The 19,399-nt window shown below is 47.1% G+C and carries 14 protein-coding genes and 1 pseudogene; 10 read left to right on the top strand and 5 right to left on the bottom strand.

Going from position 1 to position 19,399, the window contains the following annotated elements; all coding sequences use genetic code 11:
* Positions 1-6 precede the first annotated feature (6 nt).
* Entirely contained in the window at positions 7-837 is an 831-nt protein-coding gene (locus ACSQ8P_RS29810) for a WYL domain-containing protein (RefSeq protein ID WP_436238500.1), read from the bottom strand.
* On the bottom strand, positions 824-2,134 hold the full coding sequence (locus ACSQ8P_RS29805) for a helix-turn-helix transcriptional regulator (RefSeq protein ID WP_436238499.1): 1,311 nt from the start codon (positions 2,132-2,134) through the stop codon (positions 824-826). The genes ACSQ8P_RS29810 and ACSQ8P_RS29805 overlap by 14 nt, the downstream gene beginning before the upstream one ends.
* A gap of 455 nt (positions 2,135-2,589) precedes the next feature.
* Here ACSQ8P_RS29805 and ACSQ8P_RS29800 point away from each other — a divergent pair, with 455 nt between their 5' ends.
* The 3 genes from ACSQ8P_RS29800 to ACSQ8P_RS29790 are packed head-to-tail and all read left to right on the top strand — an operon-like array spanning position 2,590 to position 6,169.
* The gene (locus ACSQ8P_RS29800; RefSeq protein WP_436238498.1) at positions 2,590-4,089 is read left to right on the top strand and encodes a TROVE domain-containing protein; all 1,500 of its coding nucleotides are present in this window, start codon (positions 2,590-2,592) and stop codon (positions 4,087-4,089) included.
* Between the two features lie 36 nt (positions 4,090-4,125).
* Positions 4,126-4,908 carry a nucleotidyltransferase domain-containing protein gene (locus ACSQ8P_RS29795; protein ID WP_436238497.1) on the top strand — a complete coding sequence of 261 codons (783 nt, stop codon included), beginning with the start codon at positions 4,126-4,128 and terminating at the stop codon, positions 4,906-4,908.
* A 34-nt stretch (positions 4,909-4,942) separates the two neighbouring features.
* Positions 4,943-6,169 (top strand): RtcB family protein, encoded by a 1,227-nt coding sequence (locus tag ACSQ8P_RS29790; RefSeq protein ID WP_436238496.1) that lies wholly within the window; start codon positions 4,943-4,945, stop codon positions 6,167-6,169.
* 357 nt (positions 6,170-6,526) lie between these two features.
* Here the strand turns inward: ACSQ8P_RS29790 and ACSQ8P_RS29785 are convergent, their stop codons facing one another.
* From ACSQ8P_RS29785 to ACSQ8P_RS29775, 3 genes are all read right to left on the bottom strand, one after another.
* The gene (locus ACSQ8P_RS29785; protein WP_436238495.1) at positions 6,527-6,949 is read right to left on the bottom strand and encodes a hypothetical protein; all 423 of its coding nucleotides are present in this window, start codon (positions 6,947-6,949) and stop codon (positions 6,527-6,529) included.
* Between the two features lie 12 nt (positions 6,950-6,961).
* On the bottom strand, positions 6,962-7,999 hold the full coding sequence (locus ACSQ8P_RS29780; protein WP_436238494.1) for an eCIS core domain-containing protein: 1,038 nt from the start codon (positions 7,997-7,999) through the stop codon (positions 6,962-6,964).
* A 200-nt stretch (positions 8,000-8,199) separates the two neighbouring features.
* A complete protein-coding gene (locus ACSQ8P_RS29775) occupies positions 8,200-8,346 on the bottom strand; it encodes a hypothetical protein (RefSeq protein ID WP_436238493.1) in 147 nt (48 codons plus the stop codon).
* 169 nt (positions 8,347-8,515) lie between these two features.
* Between ACSQ8P_RS29775 and ACSQ8P_RS29770 the strand changes: the two genes are divergently transcribed.
* From ACSQ8P_RS29770 to ACSQ8P_RS29740, 7 genes and pseudogenes are all read left to right on the top strand, one after another.
* Positions 8,516-10,312: a sensor histidine kinase gene (locus ACSQ8P_RS29770; RefSeq protein ID WP_436238492.1), complete on the top strand. Its 1,797-nt coding sequence runs from the start codon at positions 8,516-8,518 to the stop codon at positions 10,310-10,312.
* 104 nt (positions 10,313-10,416) lie between these two features.
* The gene (locus tag ACSQ8P_RS29765; protein ID WP_436238491.1) at positions 10,417-11,736 is read left to right on the top strand and encodes an ABC transporter substrate-binding protein; all 1,320 of its coding nucleotides are present in this window, start codon (positions 10,417-10,419) and stop codon (positions 11,734-11,736) included.
* A gap of 70 nt (positions 11,737-11,806) precedes the next feature.
* Positions 11,807-12,688, top strand: a complete 882-nt coding sequence (locus tag ACSQ8P_RS29760; protein WP_436238490.1) for a carbohydrate ABC transporter permease — start codon at positions 11,807-11,809, stop codon at positions 12,686-12,688.
* Positions 12,689-13,540: a carbohydrate ABC transporter permease gene (locus ACSQ8P_RS29755; protein WP_436238489.1), complete on the top strand. Its 852-nt coding sequence runs from the start codon at positions 12,689-12,691 to the stop codon at positions 13,538-13,540.
* A 45-nt stretch (positions 13,541-13,585) separates the two neighbouring features.
* Entirely contained in the window at positions 13,586-15,220 is a 1,635-nt protein-coding gene (locus ACSQ8P_RS29750) for a response regulator transcription factor (protein WP_436238488.1), read from the top strand.
* Between the two features lie 111 nt (positions 15,221-15,331).
* Positions 15,332-16,966, top strand: a pseudogene (locus tag ACSQ8P_RS29745) (endo-alpha-N-acetylgalactosaminidase family protein); the annotation flags it as partial.
* Positions 16,967-16,975: 9 nt separating this feature from the next.
* A complete protein-coding gene (locus tag ACSQ8P_RS29740) occupies positions 16,976-19,315 on the top strand; it encodes a glycoside hydrolase family 101 beta sandwich domain-containing protein (RefSeq protein WP_436239637.1) in 2,340 nt (779 codons plus the stop codon).
* Positions 19,316-19,399 lie beyond the last annotated feature (84 nt).

The raw sequence follows: 19,399 nt of genomic DNA, 5'->3' as shown, positions 1-19,399 counted from the left end.
TAGGCTTTATATAGCTCCCTCCTTTTCCTCACCAACCGAACTCACCCCATAACGCGCCAAAGCCTTCGTTGCCGACTCCAACATGCGTTTTTTCAAGAAATCCCCCTCAATAACCCGGACTCGTTTACCAAGAAAACGGATCTTGGAGAGAAGATACTCCGTTTCGTCGCCAAGAATAACTACACTGACTCTGTAGATATCATTCTCTGTGTCGTAAGCAACGTCTTTTTCGAAGCTAGAGAGGGCATATAGAATACGCGACAACTCTCTATTGTAATCACGAACGACTTCAAGGACAGCTTCGCCTTTCCGAGCGTCGAGGGCCAGCTTGATTTTCAGGAGGATGGTCTCTGCATCCAAGGTTTGCAATGCCTCTGACGTGACGGAAGCAATCTTATCCAATTTAGTACGCATGAACATGTGATGTCGAAGGTGGAACCAGAGCAGGTACCATTCCCTTTTGACCATGGAGTATTCTAATTTATAGGGCAACCCGGATTGGTCCGAATGGACGCGTCCGCCTTTGATCTCGTAAGATAAGCGTATTCCGCTTTTCTCCGTTATAAGACTTCGTAAAGACCGCAGGAGTGGGTGATAAACCTGTTTCTCTTTACTGCGGGCTTTTTCAATGAGATGATCCGAGGTGTCCATGACCCTGTCTTGGCCCAGAATAGCATGTAGCTTGCCCAACGTTTCAGGAGTGAGAGCCTCATCTGCAGCGGGATGGCCAAGCATCGTTTTCAACCAGGCCCTTTCGTGCGAAGTGACCATGAACGTACCTGAATCCTCTAGCCTGGAAATAATTTGGTAATTAAAAATCTTCTCAAACAGATTCATAATAAGCCTGAATCTCCTTCCATTCGGCGATCAATTCCCTGCGGAACTGAACAGGCTCGAGTATTTCACAGCTAGACCCGAAGCTGCGCAGCCACGGTTTGATTTCTGTCGTCCCGTTAACCATGATCTCATAGATAAAAGATTGCTCATCCTCCTGCACGATTTGTCCCCATTGACCTTGCAGCAATACACGCTCCCTTACAAAGTTAGGCGCAGAACCCTCTGGATTGTAAAATCGGGCACGAACCATTACAGGTTGCCCCGTATCAATCAGCCAGCTATACCGAATTTTCGCATGAAGCTCGTTCATCCTATTCGTAAAGACATCCTCTTCAACGGATTCATCTTCTTCGATCTGCGTGATCCCTTCCAAACGATATTTCCGAATCCCCTCTCTGCCATTTGCGAGAAGATACCATCGTCCATATTGGTGATCGTAGACCACCTTTAAGGGAAGTGTTTTCTCCACTTTTCCGTTCGTATCCCGTTCGAATAACGGGTTGGTGTTTTTGGAGGCATAGCTTTTTTCAGACTTTGGTGAAAAATATAAGAATCGAACCTTCCGACGGCTGCGGATCGCACTAAGGATCGTGAACAAATGCGCTTCATCTAAGATACGGGAATAATAGTGATACTTATATAGGAAAGGCTCAATCGCATGCTTCTCAACTTGTTGGCGATGAAAATGCTTTTTCAAACCATCGCGCAGCAAATAGCCTTGAACAGAAGGTACTTGCGTGTTTGCCATGACATCTACGAAATCATAGAGATCATAGAGTTCCTCGTCTGATAGTCCATGGATCAAATCATTTTGAATCCGATAGCGATAGGGACGAGCACCTGCCTGCCTTGAAATGACACCAACTTCCTCCAGATACTTGAGATCGGAACGAATCGTCTTCTCATCTGGCAAGGATAGATCGGTAGACTGACTGGTGCAACAGATGTCTAACAGCTCCATGGCTGTCAAAGCTTGTTCGTTCATCGCGGCTAAAAGCAACGAGATTCTTTGAGATTCCGATTCCTTCAAGGATTTGGCTCGAAATAAGAATAACAGCATCGGATCGGTGGACTCATAATAGCTGAAGCGAATTGTTTCGGAGAATTCCTTCCGCTGCTCCTGCGGTAAATGCTGATACGTAGAGCTTACGATCTCTTTTAACCGTCGAATGGTCTTGTCAAAGGTATGTATAGAAATGCCCAGTCTCTCTGAGAATTGCTGTCTGTTGTAGGCGCCACTCGTCAGCACGAGCATACGTAGAAACTGGATTTCTTTATCAAAGCTTTCCTTGGCCACCGCAATCCTCCGTTCAAACTACATCATAACTTCATTGTAACAGGGGATGGATTTGGGGGAAATGGTAAACTTTCTCTGATGTCGTAATACTTTTACCATGTTCGATGGGTTAGAAATGAGTGAAAATAAGGTCATAAGGCCGACACGATATCGTGTTGGAGATAACAGTCATCGAGGCGTATGGAAGGGTTACTTCGACTTTTAATCGGCATGTCGTTGGTTCGAATCCAACTTTCTCCAAGTGGAGGAATAGCTCAGGGGTAGAGCAGCGCGTTCCTTTCCGCCCATTTCCTCGATGATTTTCAATCAAAAGAATAACTGGTGAGGCGCTGAGATGGGTTACTTCGAGCTAAATCGACCAATGGTAAATCCGGGCAATACGGCAGGTTCGAATCCTGCAGCAAACCTATCTTGCCTTTTCCTCATCAGTGTTTCATTTAAGGAGGTTCAAGAACATGAGCATAGCCAAGAAACTGTTCGGTTCACTAAAGCCGAATACCGCTAACAAAGACAACTATCCAGCATTCACGCGATCTGTGGAAGAGCAATATCTACAGACACTTCTAACCAATACAATGAGCAATACCTTTTATGCGGATCAAAATGAGTTAGTAACCGAGGCTGCGCAACTACATCACGAAATGGCAGACGCCAATCCGACGTTTATGGCCAAAGCCATTGTTTTCGCTCGAAATGAAGGCTTCATGCGATTACAGCCGTTGTTCGGGCTTGCGATTTTGTCCCAGTACCGTCCAGACTTGTTCGCCTTAATCTTTCTACAGGTCATCCGTATTCCTTCTGATTTGTCGGATTTCTTAACGATATTGAATGGGCTTGGACGAGGAGAAGGGGGCCGTGCTGTAAAAAGGCAGGTGAACCGTTTCTTAGCAGGCGTATCTGAATATTGGGCTATTAAGTATAATGGGCACGGTAGAGGGTATAGTCTAGGAGATGCGATTGCTACGGCACATCCGAAACCACAAGATTTGGAGCAGCAAGCTTTGTTCCGTTATTTGCGGGGACAAGAGGCGAATCTTTCCTTGCTACCGCAGGTGGAAGCATTGGAGAAATTGAAGCTTTCCTCAACGGAGCAGGAGGAGATTGCTTGGATCGAACGTGGTAAGCTACCGTATGAAACCGTGACGGGTGCCATCAAGCCATCGAAGGCAGTATGGGAAGCACTGCTCTATCAAATGCCGACATTTGCGCTGCTTCGTCATATGAATGCCTTGCTGCGGGCTGGTGTTTTGGAAGAGAAGAAGAACTTGGACTATGTCATCAATCGGATCACTGACAAGCAGGCGCTTCGCAAAGCAAAGATTATGCCATTTCGGTTAGCGACAGCCTTCCGTCAGGTGGAGCACTCGGACTTGCGAGATGCTTTGCGAGAAGCGACGGATCTCACTTTTGACAATCTGCCTGAGCTTGGGGAACGTACCGCTATTTTCCTAGATATCTCGGGTTCAATGCAAGGTCAGTATCTGGAGATTGGTTCGGTTTTCGCCCTGGCTCTGTACAAAAAGACGCAAGGAAACTCGCTATTCTGGCTCTTCGATACGGATGTCGTGGATGCGAAACCCTCCCGCATGGATAGTATCCTCACGCAGGCGGCACGAATTCACGCTCGCGGCGGAACGGATACAGGGGCTCCGGTAAGGAAGCTGATCCAGGAGCGCAAGAAAGTGGATCAAATCATCATCATTACGGATGAGCAGCAAAACAGCGGCAGTCCCTTTTACGAAGAGTTGAAGCGGTATCGTTCCAAGGTAAATCATGATGTGAAGGCCTTCATAGTCGATATTGCGCCTTACCGGCATGCGAGGGTTCCGGTTCAGGATCCGCAAACCTTTTACATTTACGGGTGGAGTGATACGGTACTTGCCTACATTGCGCAATCTGTGCAAGGATATTCAACACTGGTGGATCGGGTGACGGCGATAGCGTTAGGGGGTTGAGTGCAAATGCAACATGTACCTAAGGAGGAAAGTCATATGTCAGATGTTCATCAACTAATCCTAGAAGAACTGAAACGGATCGAGAGGGAAGAAGGCGTTCGCATCTTGTATGCCTGTGAATCAGGCAGTCGAGCATGGGGCTTCCCCTCCAAGGATAGCGATTATGACGTAAGATTTATATATATCAGGCCAGTGGATTGGTATCTTTCGATTTATGAGAAACGAGATGTCATCGAGCGACCAATCAGCGATATGCTGGACATCAACGGTTGGGACTTGAGGAAAGCCTTGAATTTGTTTCGTAAATCGAATCCGCCATTATTAGAGTGGTTACAGTCTCCCATACCCTATATGGAGAATTTCACGATAGCTGATCAAATCCGCCGCATTTCGCCACTAACCTTTTCACCAAAATCTTGTATGCATCACTACCTACACATGGCGAAGGGGAATTATCGGGAATACTTGCAAGGTGATCATGTTAAAATCAAAAAATATTTCTATGTACTGCGCCCGATCTTGGCCTGTGAATGGATTGAGCGAAATAACACAATGCCGCCTATCGAGTTTCAAGATCTTGTCGATAGCTTAGTGCCAGCGGGTAGTCCACTGAAGGCGGCTATTCAAGAGCTGCTTGCTCGTAAAATTGCCGGTGATGAGATGGATTATGAGCCGAGAATTAATCCGATTAATGAGTTTTTAGAGGTGAGAATAGCCTATTATGATCAAATGGCATCCACCATACAGGTTGGTGAGGGTGGTCAGGATCGGCAGCTTGACGAGTTATTTCGATCGGCATTGAGGGAAGTATGGGGATAGGTTTTATAAATTTTAAGTACAGGAGCTGAATTCCATGGCCTATCAAAATATAAACGGCGTACGCGTCTGGGGGCAACCCGATGAAGGCGCTTTGTCACAAGCAAAAATATGTTCAGAAACAGGAAGAGTCGTTCAGACGCTTCTTATGGCTGATCATCATAAAGGGTACAGCCAGCCGATAGGCGGGGTTGTCGTATACGACGGTCAATTATCGCCATCAGGTGTTGGCTATGATATCGCTTGCGGGAATAAAGCCGTAAGAACAAACTTATTGGCTGCCGATATTAAGCCTCGCATGGCAGGTATGATGGATCAAATTGCACGTAAAATATCCTTCGGTATCGGGCGTGTAAATAATGAAAAAGTTGATCATGATTTGTTCGATGCCCCAGATTGGGATGTGTATAAAGCAATCGGTAAACAAGAGCACGACAAATTGAAGGCATTAGCGCGTGATCAGCTTGGAACCGTAGGCAGCGGGAATCATTTCGTGGATGTGTTTGAGGAAGTGAGCACTGGCCGGGTGTGGGTGGCGAATCACTTTGGCAGCCGCGGGTTTGGTCATAAGACAGCGAGCGGTTTTATCAATCTGACAGCTGGCCGCGACTTTCTGGGCAACGCACCAGGTGAAAAGATGGATCAACCGCCGATTCTTTTGGATTTGTCGAGCGAACTGGGAGACATGTACTACAGAGCTATGAAGCTGGCAGGGCGGTATGCCTATACGGGGCGAGATTATGTGATGGAGCAAGTGTTGACTATTCTAGAAGCAGAAGCGGATTTTGCGGTGCATAATCATCACAATTTTGCATGGAAAGAGGTTCATAATGATCAGGATACCATAGTAGTTCGGAAAGGGGCTACGCCTTCTGCACCAGGACAATTAGGCTTTATTGGGGGCAGTATGTGCGATATTTCCGTGATCGTTAAAGGGAAAGATACCGATGAGAATCGAGATGCTTTCTACAGCACCGTGCATGGCGCCGGCAGGGTCATGAGTCGGACGCAAGCGGCTGGCAAAATGAACTGGAGAACCCGCACCCGAAGCGGCGGACAAATTTCACCAGATCGCATGATGGATGCAGTCAACGATTACGGTGTGGAGCTTCGTGGAGCAGGTACAGATGAGAGTCCTTTTGTTTATCGGAAGCTGGAAGATGTGCTAGGCGCGCATGAAGAGACAATTGAAGTTCTGCACGTGTTGAAGCCAATTGGTGTTTGTATGGCGGGGGCGGATGAGTTTGATCCATATAAGGATTAAGAGAGAAAACAGCTGAAATCCAAGCTGTAGCTTTGAAAAACACGCTTACAGCGGGAGGCAGGGGAGAAAACAGCTGAAATCCAAGCTGTAACGACGAAAAACACGCTTACAGCGGGAAGCAGGAGAGAAAACGGCTGAAATCCAAGCTGTAACGGTGAAAAACACACTTACAGCGGGAGGCAGGGGAGAAAACGGCTGAAATTCTTGCTGTAACGGTGAAAAACACGCTTACAGCGGGAGGCAGGGGAGAAATCAGCTGAAATCCAAGCTGTAGCGGTGAAAAACATCACTACAGAGGCCACTCACGCAAAAAAAAAGCAATCCCCCAAGTAGTAACCTACTTCGGGGACTGCTTTTTTACTCATTCAACGCATCCTCTAATTCCCACGTATCGCCGATACCGCTCACCTTGTAACAAGAACCCTCCAACGAAATACAAGCTTCCAGTTGGAGCTGCGGAAAGGTTAACAACCAGCTTTCCTCATTGTTCTCATATCGAATCGGGAGCACCTCATGCAGGTGCCGAATGAAATCGAAGACATTCGTGTCATCACCGGAATCTCGCTTAAAATCAATCCAATGGCCTGTAACCTTTCGATCGTTCACTGCGGTGAGGAGATCAATAAGCCAAGAAGGAGCAGACCCTGCTTCTTCAAGTTCGTTATCCGCAATGTGCTCCGCCAGAGCTTGCTTATTAATCGTCTGCGACCCGTCCGCAGTCAATGCTGTAGCCAGCTCATCCAAGAGCTGACTCAATTCGTTCCGTTCAGATGAACCCATGCCCTCATCCTCCTAACTTACTGGAAACATCGTATTGATTTTCAACTTGCCATTGTCTGGCTGAATATCTAATTGGACTTGATCGCATGTGACCTCTGTGCCATCACGGAGATAGCCGACCCCTGCACCTGGCACGCTGATCACGGTACCCATGCCGACAAGCTTTTGCTTCGGTGCATTTTTAGTTACCAAAGTACTGTAAGCACTGGTGAAAGCCGCCTTATGCTTATCATCCGAAACGAATTTCGAAGCGGCTTTACCTGTTGGCACTTTACTCACCCGACCCGAAGGCGCGGTACCGCTTTTCAAGCGCTCGCGCTGCTGTTCTTCCGTTGTATGCGCCCCGTGATCGGCATAGGAATGACCACCACCGACATCATACGTACTTGGATCATTGGCATCCAATCCATCGTATAGGGTGGCAGCCACCTTTTGGATCGTATCCGAAGAGGATGATGCCTCTCCACTTACTAAACTATCGTTGTCCGATCTCTGCATTTGCATACGTTCTCCGCCCAAATCAGATGCTTTCGCTCCCATATGATCGGCTTCGGATTCTAATCCGTGGTCATCATTAATGGCGACGCCCCCAGCTTGCTGCGTAGGTGCTACTCTACCTTGGCGTTGTTGGACGACATGCCAAGCCTCATGCGGCAAATGCTGCTCTTGACCAGGTCCTACATGGATGTCATTCCCTTGCGCATAAGCTAAGGCTTGCAGCTGAGCAGGTTTATCAGAATTGTAATGCACTTTAACGGAATCCATGGACAACCCGGATAGGTTTTCAACACCTGATTTCAAATTATCGGGCATGCCAGTGTTATTTTTTTTTGTCTGAATGGGTTTCTCTGGTTGTGCTTGTGTTTGAGATCTAAATAATTGAGCGACGGCGCGATTTCCGATGGTTCTCTGTAGTTGTGCGATATGTGAAGTGGAAAAAGGGGACATGCGATCCGCTGTTCCAGTCTGTTTAGCTGAACTGTTAGATTGGGTCTGTTTATCGTGTTGTTCTGACGATTGGTTATTTTTCACATGTGATTGATAACTCATGAATAAAATTCACCGCCTAAGTAAATTTCCTAACTTTCAACAAATTTCCTTTAGTTTCCTTATTTATTTTAAGGTAAAAGTTACCAAAGGACAACAGTTCTAAAGTTGTGTTTATTCACGGAAAAACAAAAGCCATCCCTTGAGGTAAAATCTTGGGGATGGCCTTAAACTTCTTTGGAAGGTTCAAAGTGAAATCTCTATCAGTAAGGAAAGTAAGGAATCTGAACGTGCTCGATTGTCACACCTACGGGTTTAATAATGATATCCTTGGAATCTGGCATTTTCTTCGGAAATTGAATCGTACCGCTTCCATCGTAATACATAGGCTTTTCTTGTTCATTTTTCATCCTTACGCCCTCCTGTATTATTAATATTACATTATTTAGCGTAGCATTTTTTTGCGGATTAAACAATAAATAAAAGGCGGGGAGTTGCTCTTAAACCAACAAGTGATATGCTATCATTATCTTCAAATCATTATTCCTATCAATCTACCAATCGGATGCGAGGCCACATATGAATCGATTGCGAAAACCATGGAAAACGTCCACGACCCTTTATATTTTACTGTTTACGATGGTGGTCCTGCCGATCATCACGATCTCCGCGACGATTTTGCAGGTGTATAAACGAGACTTAATTCAGCAGACAACGGATCGATCACAGCAAACCCTGCATGCGGTTAAGTACTCGATCGAGCAGGAGATCAATAATGTGGTCACCTTCTCGGCAGCGGTTGGCATGGATTCGGAAATTCTCGAGACAGCGACTCTGATGAATGAGTCCAGCTCTAATGAGCGGCAGCCGTACTCGAATGACCTTTCGAAAGCGCTGGGCAAGTACAGCTCCTCGATGTCAGGCAGGGTGCAGTCAGTCAATTTCTTTTTCAAAAACGGCGGCAGCTATTCGTATCTCAAGGATTTGGCCGTCAGTGATTCCGGACTGCGAACGTCGAGTTGGTATTCGAAGACCATTTCGGAACAAGATCATGTGCATTTTATCGGTAAGCAAATGGGTGTGCTGTATGGTTCCCCCACTTCAACCAGCATAGTGACGACGATCAGACCGAGCTATTATCAGATGCTGCACAATGTAGATTTTATTTATTTCGTATTCAGTACGGACTATTTCGAAAAGATGCTGTGGCAAAATCCGATCAGCGGCTCGTCCGCGTTTCGCATTGTGACTGCCGACGGAGATGTCATCGCGTCCAGCTATAATTTACCACCGGACGAACACGAAGTGGATGCTTCGCTCATGGAGCGTATTTCGAAGGGGACGGAAGGCAACTTCGTTGACACCATTGATGGCGAGAAGATGTTGGTTACGTATGCGACGGTGGGCATTGCAGATTGGAAAGTAGTATACAAGATTCCATATGGTGAATTGACCGCCAAATATAACAGCATTTATGAGCTTCTCCTTTTCGCTACAGCTGTCATCACGGTTATTTTCTTGTTCATATCCTTCTATTTGCTGCATTACTTAATGAAGCCGATTCATGTCCTCGTCGTCAAAATGTCCCGTGTCATGGAAGGCAATCTCAATACCAAAATTGAAGCCTCTGGCAGCGCAGAGACGGTGACGCTCGGTCGTACTTTTAACCATATGATGGATCAAATCAAGCTGTTGATTAAGCAAACGGAGCTGCAGGAGAAAGCGAAGCAGAAGGCCGAGTTCGCTGCTATGCAATCGCAGATTAATCCGCATTTTCTCATTAATACACTCAATTCCATTAAGCTCATGGCTATGATCTCTAGGGTCGATAATATTCGCAATATGACGCAGGCGTTGATTCGTCTCGTATCGTCCTCCTTTAATCGCGGAGGCAGTTTGACGCTGCTTTCGGATGAAATCGAAAATCTGAAGCAGTATATTTTCATCATGGAAACACGCTACGGCAATAAATTTGAGGTCAAATGGGATGTGGATCCTTCAGCGACGTCGTTCTATATTTTGAAGCTGCTGCTGCAGCCGATTCTCGAAAATGCGATCACACACGGTTTGGTAAGTAAAGAAACCAACGGTTTGATTACGATTGAGATTCGCAAGGAAGGTGAACGGCTGCATGTTGTCATCGCGGATGATGGCGTCGGCATTCAAGACGAACTGATCGAGAAGCTGGCCGCTTCGGATCAGGATGATACGTTTAGCGGCATGGGTATTCTGAATGTTCACAAACGAATTGGCCTGCATTACGGAGCTGAATATGGCGTCACGATTGAACGGCTTGCGCCGACGGGGACGAGGGTGGAAATTATCGTGCCTGTCATTCGAAGTCACAGTGAAGATCCTGACGTTAGTTCAAAATAGATCAAGTAATGGGCAAAAACGATCATTCGAGCGTCTCTTTTCATCGATTATGATTAAAGCAAGGTACAAACAACCTAATCGATACCAGGTGGAGGGTTAACGCAATGAGTAAACGAAAATGGGTAAGTTCAGTGGCTTTGATGGGGGTCGTCGCCATGACTGCTTTGACAGGGTGTGGATCCAAAGACGAAGCTAGCACGACGGCAAGTTCATCAGTGCCTGAAGCGACGAAGGCAGCAGCAACAGCCAAGCCAGCAGAGCCCGTCAAGCTGAAGCTTGCGATGTGGGACACGAAGGCAGATTTGGATTTCTGGACAGAGAAGGTGAAAGAATATACGAAGCTGAAGCCGAATGTATCGGTTGAAGTGGAGAAGGTGCCGGATAACGGCGGCCAATATCTCAAAGTTAGACTAGCAGCTAACGATTTACCGGATCTGATGTACTTAAAGCCTGCGCAATTCCAAATCTATAAACAAGCCTTGCTGCCTCTCGATGATTTGAATGCGGTCAAAAACAATAAATACCCGACCAAGGTCGATGGCAAAGTGCTCGGTGTTCCGCTCGTATCGTTCTCCGAATTTGTGTACTACCATCCTAGTATATTTAAAGAATTAGGCATCGAAGTTCCGAAAACGTTTCCAGAATTCATGGCAACTCTAGAGAAAGTAAAAGCAAACGGCAAATACACACCACTCGCGATCGGCGGGAAGGATGATTGGACGTTCTATCCGCTGATGGAGTTTGGTCCACACATTTTGTCTGGCGATGAACAGTTCTTGGCGAATCTAGCGAAGAATCCGGCACCATTTGCTGCTGGCAGCACGTTTGACAAGGTGGGTAAGGTCATTAAGGAGATTGCGGATAAAAAGTATGCGGGTCCAGATGCGCTGTCTGTTTCTTTTGACCAATCGACACAATCCTTTGAAGCGAATAAATCGGCCATGATCGCACTCGGACAATGGTATTATGCGTCCTATATGGAGAAAGTGAAGAAGGATGACGATTTAGCCGTATTCCCGCTGCCATTCCGCGAAACGACAAGCACAGATCTGCAATCCATCATGATGTCCGACAATAACGTCGGTATTAATAAGAACACGAAAAACCTGGAAGAAGCCAAAGCCTTCTACGAGTGGATGTTTAGTAAAGACGTCTACACGCCGTTTATTAATAAGCTGCAACAGTTCTCGACGGTCAACGGCGTGACGTCTGAGCTGCCATTTTTCAATAAATGGACAACGACGTACCCATACAAACCATTCATCTACTACGGAACAGACGAAACGTATGCCAAGGTGAGTGCTGCAGCGCAATTTGATCCTAAGAAAGCGGCGCAAAGTATTTTCGCTGGTAAACCGATTGATGCAGTTGAAAAAGAACTCAACGAGAAATGGAAGAAATCCATCGATTCCATAACGAAGTAAGCGTTCATACAGGGTACTATTTGAGAAAGACGGAATAGTACCCTTTTTCCATCCAAAAGGAGTGAGTGGCATGAGCTATACCTTACAGAAGAAGGTTATTATCGGGTCGTTTTTGTTTGTTCCAGTCGCACTCATGCTATTATTTCTCATCTATCCCACCTTTCAATTGTTTCGATACAGCATCACAAATTGGGATGGCTACAGTGAGAGTTTGAAGTATATCGGATTCGAAAACTACCGTAAGCTATTGTTTGATTTTCCCGACGCATGGAAAGCCATAGGCAATAATGGCATCTATTTCGTCGTACATTTGCTCTTCATCCCGGTTGAAGTCATGACAGCGGTGCTGCTGAATCGCACAATGCGTGGGAGTTCGTTTTTCCGTTTCACGGTGCTTATGCCGTACATTATTAATGGCATCGCAGTCGCATACATGTTTAGCTACATCTATAATCCTGTGAATGGTCCGCTGAACGAGCTGCTGAAAGCGGTGGGTTTGGAGTCACTCATTACGGGCTGGTTAAGTAACTTGAATGTCGTCAATTATTCGCTAGTCGCCGTATCTGTATGGCGCTTCAGCGGTGTACATATCATTCTGATCTTAGCTGGCTTGCAGTCCATTCCAACGGATCTCTATGAAGCTGCCAAAATGGATGGAGCGGGCTTTTGGAAGCAGCTGCGCCATATTACGCTGCCTGGGATTCGGCGTGTGATGGAAATTATTCTGTTCCTGAACATTTCAGGCGCGCTGCTGCAATACGATATTCCTTATGTTATGACAGGGGGCGGGCCTGGAACAGCAAGCTCTACCTTTGGATTATTTTCGCTGCAAACGGCGTTTACTTACAACAATTACGGCCTTGCTTCGGCTATGGCAGTTTCTCTTCTGATCCTCATTATCGGCTTCTCGTCCCTGCAAAATTGGATCATTAAAGATCGGAGTGAAGCATAAATGAACACCTCTCTATCTGAAAATAAACGTCAATTGCTCAGCAACGTACTGTACTATATACTTTTTATAGGCATGTGCTTGATCGTCTTTATTCCAATTCTTCTCGTCGTTTTCGGTTCATTGAAGACGAATGCGGAGCTGGGAGCGACCTCGCCATTTTCGCTGCCTAGCCATCTATTTTATTTCGATAATTACGTTAAAGCCTTCCATGATGGCCACATTTTATTAGGCTTGCGCAACACCTTCGTGCTGGTTGTGGTGAGTATGGCGGGTAATGCCTTGCTTGGCACAATGACAGCCTTTATCTTGAATCGATTCGATTTTAAGCTTAAAAAAATAGTGCTGCTGTTGTTCATTGTTTCTATGATTATCCCAGCCTACACGACAGAAATCGCTCGGTTTCAACTCATCCACTCGATGCATTTGTACAATACGCTGGGGGCGCCATTGCTCATTTATGTGGGCACGGATATTATGCAAATTTACATTTACATTCAGTTTCTAGAGAAAATTTCCCAGCAATTAGATGAAAGCGCGATGATGGATGGGGCGTCGTATTTCCGAGTATTTCGCTCGATTATTTTCCCTCTGCTGCTGCCTGCAACGGCTACACTTGGTATTCTGAAAAGTGTGACGATCATGAATGATATTTATTTGCAAAATTTATATATGCCCAAGAAAGAATTGGCGACGCTGCCGACGGCTCTTATGTCTTTCGTTAGTGAACGAACATCGGATCTGGTAGCACTTTGCGCAGGTATTATTCTAGTGCTCTTGCCTAGTATGCTGTTCTATCTGGTTTTTCAAAGGTACATCTTCAAAGGACTGATGGACGGTGCGATCAAAGGGTAGCCGTTGATATAAGAACAGTTGAGCATCTCTAGGAGGAGGACTCCCATGTACAAAATGATGATCGTAGACGATGAACCGTTAGTTCGCTTGGCCTTGCATCATTTGCTTGATTGGCAGAAATTCCATATAGAGATCAGCTGTGAAGCGAGCGATGGCGTAGAGGCCTTCGCTCTTCTTCAGCAACGTGGCGATATTGATCTTCTGCTCGTCGATATTCAAATGCCAAGAATGAACGGCATCGATCTATTGAAGGCGCTGCGTGAGGCTGCCCTCCCGAAATGTCCGCTTCCGATTATTCTGAGTGCTTATAGTGATTATAGCTATGTGCGGGAAGCGTTCCTGCTGGGAGCGCTCGATTATATCGTGAAAGTGGATATGGATGAGGAGCATATTCGCCCTATCATTACGAAGGCTGTGAAAGAGTTAGGACAAATCAGCCCTGTACCGAATGTGGAAAGTGTAGGGAAAGAGGACAAGCTGCAGATGCCTAGTCCAGATAAGGACGCGCTCCTGCACAAGCTATTGGACTTTGATCCTCAAGAAGATGCCGAAGCGTTCGTTCAATTGGGGGTATCGGGGACGAATTTGTTTAACGAAACGAATGAAATGGTCATTGTTATTCACGTTGCAAGAGGCATTGATACGACACGAACGCATGGCTTCATTCAACAAACGATACAGTCTGTGCTTCAGGAGATGTCGATACGCCATGAAATTGTTCGTCGTGAGCTAGGTGAGTATGTCATCATGTGTGCCTTCCCGCAGGATCGCAGCGAATCGGTAATTCGCACGAAAATTCAAAGCATGCTGACAATGATTCAGACGCGTTTGCTGCAGTATGTCAATGCGGCGATATCGGTAGGAATTAGCGACTTGGCAAATGGCTTCAAGGAGTGGAGCCGGCTGTACCATCAAGCGCAGCAACTGGCGGCTCGGAGTTATTATGAGGGCTTAGGCAAGCTCTTCTATCCAGAATCACAGAGTCATAAAAACGGGAGCAAGCAAGGGCTATGGGAGGATTTGAGGGCATGGAAGCTAGCTTTGCCGCAAGCATTGAGGCAGGTGGACAGCACTCAATGGGTACGTGTATATGAAGAGCTAGATAAGCGATTAGCAGGTGCCAAGCAGGAGCATCCGGATAAGCTGCGGAGCTTTTTTGGAGACGTGCTATGGGAGCTTGGGGCTATTCTCTATGCCAAGGATATTCGGATTGAGGAAGTCCAGCCGACTTCACGCAACCCTTTCGAGGCGATCAAGCAGTTAGAAACGTTAGAGGAAACACTCAGCTACATCCGAGAGCTATGTCATCGAACGCATACCGTCATTCATGGACACACTGAAATGAACGCAGCACGTATGAGCGCACCGATTGCCAGCGCGAAGAAATTCCTCGATATGCACTATCGTGAGGAGGTTAACCAGTCACTGATTAGTGAGATGGTTGGTGTGAGTGAGAGTTATTTGAGCAAGCAGTTCGTCAAAGAAGTCGGCTGCAATTTCATTCACTATTTGACGAAGCTGCGTATTGACGAGGCGAAGCAGCTGCTCGAATCAGGGAACCGAATTTCGGATATTTCGGAGCGAATTGGATACCTAAACCCGGAGCATTTCAGTCGTATTTTCAAAAAGATGACAGGGTATAGCCCGAAGGCGTATCGAGAGAGCTTGAAGAAAGAATGAGCTATCGCCAAAAAACATCATGTAAGAACAAAATGTATCAAGCGTATAGCCGTAATTTCGGTGATATAGTAGGGGGGAAGTCGATTAGTCATTAAAAGGGAGGATGAATTGATGATTCAAAGGGGAAGTTTGAGGTGGAAATTAGGTTTTGCATTCTCGGCGTTAGTCGCATTACAGGTTGGATCAATCGCAAGCGAACCTTTATCCAACGTGATGGTTAGCAAAGCTTATGCAGCAACGCAAACCATTGCCAGCTCCGTGCTTCAAGTGAATGTGGACACCGCATTTCCGAAAGTGAACCAGTACACTTGGTTAGCGAATGGCGCCGTTATGTACGGTTCAGAGGATACGCTGAATCAGGTGTATATCAATGGTACGGCGTACACCCCCACGGTTTCATTTTAAACAACTGGATCAGACACTGTATTGTATACGCTTACATTATCCTCGATCAACATTGTGGTTTCGGTCCAGATGAAAGTTGTAAATAATACTTTGCTTTTTGACATCACGAATATTGCGGAAAATGGCGCCACGAAAGTAAATACGATTGACATTCGCAATCACAATTTACTTTCAGTCAGGAGCACGCAAGCTGGTGCTGCGTTCGCCGGGAATAAAATGTATACCGCCGTCACGGGAACTGGTGACACCATCAAGTCCGTTACTGGCACACCAACAGCGGATGCTGCTTCGGTCGACTACATGTATGGCTTCGTGAATACGAACCAGCTTGCCGGGGGCTTATGGACGAATTCGGTCTACGAGAGCTCGGATAACAATGGACGCGTGAAGGAGCAGACCGTTGCCAAAACAGGCTACTCACGAACAGGGCTATGGAGCGGAGCTTGGATCTATCGAGCCAGCGGAATGACAGCGACAGATCCTCTTCCGAGCGCGAAGGTGGTTATTACTGGTGACGCCAACGCCGATAGCACTGTCGATTGGCAGGATGGCGCCATTGCTTATCGCAGTATCATGAACAATCCCGTGGGTGCTGACAAGGTGCCAGATCTCGTTGTTCAGCGTATTCCGATGAACTTCGCGAGTCAGGCAACGAATCCATTTACGAAGACGTTGGATGAGACGAAGAAAGTGTACAATGCGACAGATGGGCTGGGCCAAATGGTGCTGCTGAAAGGCTACGGCTCCGAAGGCCACGATTCCGGGCATCCGGATTATGGCGATATTGGACAGCGCCAGGGTGGAGCCGCTGATTTGAATACGCTCGTAGGCGCAGGCAGTACCTACAACGCTCTATATGGGGTTCATATCAATGCGACGGAGTCGTATCCGGAGGCGCAGGCGTTTAATGAAACGCTCGTGAACAAAACGGCGCCAGGCTGGGATTGGCTAGACGCTTCGTACTATATCAATAAGCGATATGATTCTACGTCAGGAAGCCGTTTAGCTAGACTGCAACAGCTCAAGAGTCAGGTGCCTAATTTAGGCTATATTTATATCGATGTGTGGCAGTCGAATGGCTGGGACAGCCGTCAGGCAGCAAGAGAAGTGAACTCGCTGGGTTGGCCGCTGGCCACGGAATTCCCTTCCGACCATGAGTACAATAGCATCTGGAACCATTGGGCCGTTGATTACAATTATGGCGGTTCGGATACGAAAGGCTTCAACAGCCAGATAGCCCGCTTCATTCGCAACCATCAGAAGGATACCTGGATCGCGCGTGATCCGCTGCTCGGTGGGACGGAGATCTCAGCGTATGAAGGCTGGCAAGGAAAAACGAACTTCGACACGATGATCAATATGACGTTTGGGACAGATGTACCAACGAAGTATTTGCAGCATTTTAAAATCATGAAGTGGACTTCGAATACCATTCTCTTTGAAAGTAATGTTGCTGCTACGAATGCTAGTGGCACACGTGTGATCACGAAAGATGGGCGCACGGTCTTGAATGGCGGCTCTTATCTGCTCCCTTGGAATCCGCTAACCGAGGATAAGCTGTACCATTGGAATGCTGCCGGTGGCAGTACGACATGGACGCTTCCAGCAAGCTGGTCAGGATTAAGCACGGTGAAGTTGTATCAGCTATCGGATCAAGGCAGAACCTTGGTGAGCGACCTTGCGGTCACGAGCAATCAGATTACGATACCAGCAACTGCGAATAAGGCGTATGTGATTTATAAAAGCGCTGCGGCAGCCAATCCGGCTGTGAATTATGGAGAAGGCGCTGGCATCTCCGATCCAGGCTTCAACAATGGCAATTTAAGCGCATGGACGGTTGCAGGCAGCGGCGCTTCCGTTGTACGGAACACGAACGGGCAATATGAGCTTCAGCTAGGTAGCTCAGCGAGTGCAACCACAGTTAGTCAAACGCTAACAGGGCTTACGCCAGGTACGTATTATGCGTCGGTCTATGTGGCAACTAGCGGCAGCCGTAAAGCCTACTTAGGGGTTAATAATTATGGCGGTGCGGAAGTAAGCACGTACGCTAACAGCTCGCTGTGGAAAAATTACATCGCAGCTGACTCCAAACAGAATACGATGCTGCAGCGTATGTATGTGTGGTTCGATGTGCCAGCTGGCGGGACAACAGCTACGCTTTATTTGAAGGCTGACGCAGGCACAACTGCCGTGACTTTCGACGATGTGCGTCTGGAGAAAACGACCAAAACGGCGAATCCAAATAACGATTATTTCGTACAGGATTTCGAAAATGTTCCGGACGGTTGGTTCCCTTTCGTCAAAGGACCTGCAGGCGGTATCAACGATCCCCGCACCCATCTGATGAAGCTGCATGCCCCTTTTTCACAAAAGGGTTGGAATGGGAAGACAATCGATGATGTGCTGAATGGCACATGGTCACTCATGGCACATAAGGAGAACTCCGGTCTGCTGTACCAGACGATTCCGCAAACCTTGCGTTTCGTACCTGGCACGACCTATACGGTCACCTTCAGCTATGAGAATCAGGCAGCCGGGGATTATGCATTTGTCGTTGGAGACGGGACATCGGTGGTGTCGACAACGAGCTTCGGAACGGTAACGACACCGACGACGTTTACGAAAGTGTTTACGGCAGGAAGCTCAGGCAATAGCTGGATTGGGATTCAAAAGGTAACGAGCAATCATACAGATTTTATTATGGATGATTTGAAAGTATCTGCGGGAGGTTCCGTTCCCGTTGATCCGACGCTGATTCCGCAATCACAAATGACAGCAGTTGCGACGAGCCAAGAGACGGTTAATGCGAGCAATGCAGCCGGGAATGTGCTTGATGGCAATCTATCGACCTTTTGGCATACGAAATGGGACTTATCCAATGTGTTGCCACAATCGATCACGCTGAATTTGGGTGGCAGCTATGCGGTTAATCAAGTGAAGCTGATGCCGAGGCAAGATGGCGGAGCGAACGGTAACATCACCGGCTATAAGGTGTACACGAGCACAGATGGCACCACATTTACTCAAGTAGCCACAGGCACGTGGACGAATGATGCATTGGAGAAAAGCGCTGCGTTTACGGCTGTAACAGCTTCGTATGTTCGTTTGGAAGCTACCGCAGGTGTTGGAGGCTGGGCATCTGCTTCCGAAATTAACGTATATAAGTCAACGAGCAGCGGCACCGGGTATTCGCAGGATTTTAACAGTGGCATAACGGGTTGGAATCGTGTGATTGGAACGGGAACGGTGAGCAGCCTCTCAGGTGGACTTAACTTGAATGCGAATAACAGCTCAACCGTTGTTGTAGATAGTAATTCACCAGCGAAAGCGGATGGTGTGTATACGTTCAAGGTGACGCCGCAGAATGCAAACGGGCGCATACAGGCCATCTTCCGATATACGGACGTGACGTCTTGGGCCGCCATTGGCTACGATGTAGGCACATCATGGGCGTGGTCGAACGGCACGGGGCAGTATGGGAATTTCACAGGCCCGGCTCTGACGAGCGGTGTTACGTATGTCATGAAGGTCCAGTTTACGGGTACCACTGTTACGGTGTGGGTGGATGGAACGCAGATTTATACGGGAGCGTTAACGAATATCCCAACAGCTGCGGGGCAAATTGGCTTGCGCAGCTGGAATGCGGGCAACATGTTGATCGACGATGTGGTGTATTCGGATAATGAATAGGTAGGATCGAGAACCCCTTATGAGAGGGGTTTTTCGTTTTCTTTTGGATAGTCCAACATACGAAATATCCTAGAAGCCTGCCTT

This window comes from Paenibacillus sp. LjRoot153 (assembly GCF_964253085.1).
GTDB lineage: Bacteria > Bacillota > Bacilli > Paenibacillales > NBRC-103111 > Paenibacillus_E.
This window is presented reverse-complemented; position numbering and strand designations above follow the sequence as displayed.